Source organism: Rahnella sp. AN3-3W3 (assembly GCF_003263545.1).
Lineage (GTDB): Bacteria > Pseudomonadota > Gammaproteobacteria > Enterobacterales > Enterobacteriaceae > Rahnella > Rahnella variigena.
This window is the reverse complement of sequence record NZ_JYDG01000121.1, coordinates 1-2,014: the sequence shown is the minus strand read 5'-3', so window position 1 is coordinate 2,014 and position 2,014 is coordinate 1. Positions and strand designations below refer to the sequence as shown.

The following is a 2,014-nucleotide window of genomic DNA, read 5'->3' as shown; positions in this document are numbered from 1 at the left end:
GCTCGAAGCCTGAAATTCGGGAATCGTGCAGCGATGACATTTTGCGCCACGCACGATTGCGTCAGAACATGTCCGTCATACCCGCGACAGCGCGCAGTAAAAAAAGCGCGGAGTCCAGAGGCCCGCGCGTTACCGGGTCTCTGGTCGGTGTGGGCCGATGCCCACGGTCTTGACCTTGAATTTGAAGTAGAATTTAAAATTCGCCCCCTTCGCCACGGCTCTGGCAAAAAAAAGCTTTGTTACAACGCTGGGCAGGAAATGTTCCGTGATGTAGCACGGGAGGAATTGACGCACATCGGCGCAAATGATAATTGTTATCATGTAAATTCATACCGTCAGGCAGGTTGTAATGGCACCGAATACAAAGTCCGCAGCAGCGTCCTGCTGCATCGTCGGCGGCGGTCCCGCAGGATTAATGCTGGGATATCTTCTGGCACGTAAGGGAATTGACGTCACCGTGCTGGAAAAACACAGCGACTTTTTGCGTGATTTTCGTGGCGACACGATCCATCCTTCAACGCTCGACATCATCTGGCGGCTGGGGTTTCTTGATGAATTCCTCGCCCTGCCGCATCAGCGTGCAGAAAAGCTGTACGGCGAAATCAACGGCAAAGAAACCACGCTGGCAGATTTCAGCCATTTACCCACTCAGTGCAAATTCATCGCGTTTATGCCGCAGTGGGATTTCCTTAATTTCATCGCCAGCAAGGCCGCACAACTGCCGAACTTTCATCTGATCCACAACGCGCAGGTGCTGTCGTTGCGGGAAGATAAATGTCAGGTTTCCGGCGTTCTTGCAGAAGTGAATGGCGAAACGCAGCATTTCGACGCTGATTTAGTGGTGGGTTGTGATGGCCGTAATTCCATCGTGCGTGAACAGGCCGGGATGGAAATCCGCCGTTATGGTGCACCGCGTGACGTACTGTGGCTGAAAATCAACAAGCGCCCAGACGATCCGCAGTGGTCGATGGGGCATCGCGGCCCGAAGAAAAACTTCATCATGATCGACCGTGGCGATTACTGGCAGTGCGGTTATTCGATCCCGAAAGACAGCCTGGATGGACTCAAAGCACAAGGCATCGCACCTTTTCTCGACCTGCTGGCGGAAGTGTCACCGTTTGAGCGCCTGCGTTTAGCCGACGATATTCTCAGTTGGGACGACGTGCGCCTGCTGGTGATCCGCATTGACCGCCTGAAAGAGTGGGCAAAACCGGGGCTGCTGTGCATCGGCGACGCAGCCCATGCGATGTCACCGATTGGCGGCGTCGGGGTGAATCTGGCGATTCAGGATGCGGTGGCGACGGCGAATATCATTACGGAACCGCTGAAAGCCGGACGTCTTACGCTGCGGCATTTGAAGCGCATCCAGCGCCGCCGGACGTTCCCGACGTGGGCGACGCAGGCGTTACAGATTATGATCAGTAAAGCAGGACAGAAACAAAGGAAGCGCGCCCCTTCACGGCTGGAAATGTGGTTGCGCGGACGGAAATTTATACCATTCCTGTTTGGGCGCCTCATCGGAGTCGGGTTTTATCGGGAAATCCCGAAGCTTTGATTTTGGATTAGCCATCCGAACTGGCCTTAAGATCTAGGTCTAGGTCAACACCTTGGGTTGCCACCCAAACTGGCCCTAAGAGGCGCCTATCGCCGCGCCTCTTAGGAATCTCCGGCTCTTTCACTGCGCGCTACCGCTCGCTGGCTATGTTTCAGGTATCGCAGTGACAGGCTGGAAATCTTGCCGCTGCGAGGTTCCTTCATTTCGGGATTGCAGCCTTGGGTCTGCAACCTCTCATTCAGCAAGCTTTCTGAATCGCCCGCACGATCTTAAATTCAAAAACACATGGATTTATCTTTTAGAAAAGCTGACTGGCGTGCTCAAAAATGGCACCGAATGAATGGTTCGAGACCTATGGCTCGAAACCTGAAATTCGGGAATCGTGCAGCGATGACATTTTGCGCCACTCACCAATGCGCCGGAACATGTCCGTCGTACCTGCGACAGCGCGCAGTGAAA

At 54.1% G+C, this 2,014-nt stretch carries 1 protein-coding gene; it reads left to right on the top strand.

The annotated features are described in order from the left end of the window. Positions 1-349: 349 nt before the first annotated feature. On the top strand, positions 350-1,555 hold the full coding sequence (locus UC15_RS24270; protein WP_112291628.1) for an FAD-dependent oxidoreductase: 1,206 nt from the start codon (positions 350-352) through the stop codon (positions 1,553-1,555). Positions 1,556-2,014 lie beyond the last annotated feature (459 nt).